Source organism: Limnochorda sp. (genome assembly GCF_047459355.1).
GTDB lineage: Bacteria > Bacillota > Limnochordia > Limnochordales > Limnochordaceae > Limnochorda.
The window spans coordinates 1-2,429 of the sequence record NZ_VSCV01000069.1 but is presented as its reverse complement, the minus strand read 5'-3'; the positions used below and the strand labels follow the sequence as shown (position 1 = coordinate 2,429).

The 2,429-nt window shown below is 68.9% G+C and carries 3 protein-coding genes; 1 reads left to right on the top strand and 2 read right to left on the bottom strand.

Going from position 1 to position 2,429, the window contains the following annotated elements:
- Both FWJ67_RS10820 and FWJ67_RS10815 read right to left on the bottom strand, forming a co-directional pair.
- A partial coding sequence (locus FWJ67_RS10820) for an FAD-dependent oxidoreductase (protein WP_414482817.1) occupies nucleotides 1-343 on the bottom strand: 343 nt, incomplete at its 3' end.
- Nucleotides 344-359: 16 nt separating this feature from the next.
- Nucleotides 360-1,340: an ROK family protein gene (locus FWJ67_RS10815; protein ID WP_304172200.1), complete on the bottom strand. Its 981-nt coding sequence runs from the start codon at nucleotides 1,338-1,340 to the stop codon at nucleotides 360-362.
- Between the two features lie 193 nt (nucleotides 1,341-1,533).
- Between FWJ67_RS10815 and FWJ67_RS10810 the strand changes: the two genes are divergently transcribed.
- A complete protein-coding gene (locus tag FWJ67_RS10810) occupies nucleotides 1,534-2,289 on the top strand; it encodes a DeoR/GlpR family DNA-binding transcription regulator (RefSeq protein ID WP_414482816.1) in 756 nt (251 codons plus the stop codon).
- Nucleotides 2,290-2,429 lie beyond the last annotated feature (140 nt).

Here is a 2,429-nt window from a genome sequence, read left to right as displayed (position 1 = left end):
GCATGGGCTCCAGGTGGACATCCCGGTGGTGCCAGCGGCTCCAGCGGGCCTCGGTGCCGAGCTCCTCCACGATCCCCGTCTCCCGAGCGAACCGCTCGTACCCCCGCCCCATGGCGGCGGCGCCGGCGATCTGCATCCGGACCTCCGAGCTGAAGTTCCCGCCCAGCACGGGGCGGTTGTGGATGAGGCAGACCCGGCAGCCGAGCCGGGCCGCTTGGATGGCGGCCGAGAGGCCAGCCAGACCGCCGCCGATCACCACCAGATCGTAGCGGGGTTCAACAGGCTCACACCCTTCAGGGACGGTGAAGCGCGGGGTCTCCCGGCGCAGGCGAAGACGATCCATGGCGTGTCCCTCCTCCTCAAGCCCCCGGGGAACCCGTCGCCGGGCCCGGGCAAGGGGCTCCCTGGAGCCCGTCCCAGCCTGCAGCCAGGAGGGCGGCCCCATACAAGCCCGAGTGGGCTCCCAGGACCGCTCGACGTACCTGGGGCCCGCCCTCCCCCGCCCGGGCGTCCTGCCCCCAGGCCGCCCGGCCCGCCTCCTCCACCGGGTAAGCGGGGTGGACCCCCAATCCCCCGCCGACCACCAGGACCTCGGGGTCGAGGAGCATCTGCAGGTTGGATAGAAGGAGGGCGAGGTACCTCGTCACCTGGGCCCGCAGACGATGAGCCGGGTGATCTCCCGCCTGCCCAGCCTCCAAAGCCTCGCTCGCGGACAGGTCTCGACGGAGGGACGACCGGGCGGCCTCTTCGATGGCCCGGCCCGACAGGTAGCTCTCCGCATCGCCCCGCCGCCCGCACCGGCAGAGGGGCGCGTTCTCCGAGGGGTCGAGGATCATGTGGCCCATCTCGCCGGCCTGAAAGGTGGCCCCGCGCCACGGCCGGCCTTCCGCAAAGAGGGCGCCGCCAAGGCCTGTGCCAGCGCTGATGTAGACCAGGCTCCGGCGGCCCTGCCCCGCTCCCAGGAGGAACTCGCCCAGGCCGGCCACCCGGACATCGTTCTCCACCCGCACCGGACGACCCAGGCGGGCCTCCAGCCACTCCCGGACGGGACCGCCCTTCCACTGGGGAAGGTTCACCGCGTGGCGGGACGCTCCCGCCTCAGGATCCACAATCCCAGGAAATCCCACGCCAACCGCGCCAATCGCTTCCAACCCGAGACCGGCGTCGTCCACCGCCGCGCGGACCGTCTCGGCCACCAGGTCCATCAGCCGGTCCCCGCCCTCGGCCACGGCCTGCCGGCGCGGCGGGGCCAGCCACCGCCAGTGGTGGACGTCGAAGACCGCCGCCCGCACATTGGTACCTCCCACATCGACACCCACCACCAGCTGGGTGCCTGCCATGCTACCCCCTCCGCCCAACGGGATGGGCAGGCCGGGGCTTGAGCCGACCCCGAACCTGCTCGGTTGTCACCAGAATACCCCAGTGTTCGATCAGGAGTCAACGTATATATGATTGATCTTGATATTTTACTGACCGAACAATGAACGATTGCCCTCCAAATGGGGCCGTGTTATGATGGGGGCGTGATCAACAATGATCAAACCTGCCCGGCATGAACAGATCTTGAGCGAGCTCGGCCGGCGTGGCTCCATCACCGTGGAGGAGATTGTCAACCTGCTCGGTGTCTCGGAAGCCACGGTCCGGCGGGACTTGCGAGAGCTGGAGGAGCGGGGCCTGATCCGCCGCATTCGGGGCGGGGCCACCCTGGCCGATGATCAGGACGAGCTCCCCTACCCCTTCAAAGTGACCGCCTATCTGGCTGAGAAGCGCCGAATCGGTGTGGCCGCCGCCGAGCTGATCGAACCCGGCTGGGTGATCGGCTGTTCAGGCGGCACCACCATCGCTCAGGTGATCCGGGCCCTCCGGGGGAAGCGACTCACGGTGGTGACCAACGCGGTGACGGTCGCTGCGGAGCTGGCCGCCTCCCCCGAGACGGACGTGGTGGTGACGGGCGGGACCCTCCGGAGTCGGTCTTACGAGATGATTGGCCATATCGCCGTCCAGACCATCCGGGACTTCCGTTTCGACCTGGCTCTTCTGGGCGTGGACGGGCTCTCCGTCGAGCACGGCCTCACCACGTACAACCATCTGGAAGCCCACGTGAACCGCACCTTTATTGAATGCGCCCGGGAAGTGATGGTGGTCGCCGACCACAGCAAGTTGGGAAAGGTGACGCCGGCGCTCATTACCGGCGTCGATAAGCTCACCATCCTCGTCACCGACTCGGGCGCCCCACCCGAGCTGGTGAAACCTTTCCAGAGTCTGGGCATCCGGGTGGTGCTGGCCTAGGCGTCCTGCTGGGCCTCCGGGAAGCCGGCCCCGGATACCGGTTCAGCCCCGTCCCGTCCCCACCGCGAAGGCATACCCCCGCAGGACATCCCGGATGCGATCGATCACCAGCGCTTCCGGGTCCAGGGCCAGGCGGCCCG

What these genes read in the sequence shown, in the direction of transcription:
- FWJ67_RS10815 (WP_304172200.1), bottom strand. Translation starts at nt 1,340, where the DNA reads ATGGCAGGCACCCAGCTGGTGGTGGGTGTCGATGTGGGAGGTACCAAT.
- FWJ67_RS10810 (WP_414482816.1), top strand. Translation starts at nt 1,534, where the DNA reads ATGATCAAACCTGCCCGGCATGAACAGATCTTGAGCGAGCTCGGCCGG.